We start from the raw sequence: 1100 nt of genomic DNA, 5'->3' as shown, positions 1-1100 counted from the left end.
TGCCCAAGCCGCCGCGCATCCGACAGACGCTCCAGGACCAACATCCCCGCGCCCTCGCCCCAGCCCACACCGTCCGCCTCATCTGAGAACGCTTTACACCGGCCGTCGGGGGCGACACCGCGGAGCCGGGAGAACTCGACGAACACGCCCGAATGCGCCATCACCGTGACGCCTCCGGCGAGGGCCATCGAGCACTCACCCGCACGCAACGCCTGAGCCGCCAGATGCAACGCCACCAGCGAGGATGAACATGCGGTGTCCACGGTCACCGCCGGACCTTCCAGCCCCAGCACATAGGAGATCCGCCCCGACGCCACACTGGAGATCGCGCCCGTCGCCCGGTACCCCTCGGTCTCAGGCACCGTTCCAGCGGCAGAGAGATAGTCGTTGGCGATCAGTCCGACGTAGACGCCCACGCGCTGGCCCCGCAGGGAGGACGGGTCGATCCCCGCACGCTCCAGCGCCTCCCACGACGTCTCCAACAGCAACCGCTGCTGCGGATCCATCGCCAACGCCTCACGCGGACTGATCCCAAAGAACCCCGCATCGAACCCCGCCGCGTCGGTAAGAAAGCCACCCTGGCGAACGTAGGACTTCCCCGCAGCGTCAGGGTCCGGGTCGAAGAGGCCACCCAGATCCCAACCTCGGTCGGTGGGGAACTCCCCCACCACATCCATGCCTGAGGACAGCAACTCCCACAACGCCGCCGGACCGTCCACACCACCGGGCAGCCGCAATCCCACACCCACGACCGCCACCGGCTCATCCGTCACAGACCTTACGGCGGGAACAACGGCAACGGGGATGGCGCCAACCAGTTCGCCCAGCAGATAGTCAGCCAGCGCCAACGGCGTCGGATAGTCGAACACCAACGTCGCCGGCAACGGGATCCCGGCCAGAGCGGCCAGACGATTGCGAAGCTCCACCGAGGTCAGCGAATCGAAGCCCGCGTCATTGAACGCCTGATCAACCCGAACCAGATCCCGACCCGCACCGCCTAGAACGACCGACGCCTCAGCACGCACCAACCCGGCCAGATAAGGGGCCCGATCCCCCAGCGCCATCCCGACCAACGTCGACCGCAACACATCCACGGCACC

Annotated in this window: 1 protein-coding gene; it reads right to left on the bottom strand. The window is 67.3% G+C overall.

Translation table 11 applies throughout. From position 1 onward, the window contains the following. Positions 1–1100, bottom strand: a 1100-nt coding sequence (locus MXD61_RS05650; RefSeq protein ID WP_248811786.1) for an acyl carrier protein, incomplete at both ends; no start/stop codon positions are given.

It is taken from the genome of Frankia sp. AgPm24 (genome assembly GCF_023243055.1).
In the GTDB taxonomy this organism is placed as follows: Bacteria; Actinomycetota; Actinomycetes; order Frankiales; family Frankiaceae; genus Frankia; species Frankia umida.
Note: the sequence above shows the minus strand (reverse complement) of the source record. Positions and strands in the feature narration are given on the sequence as shown.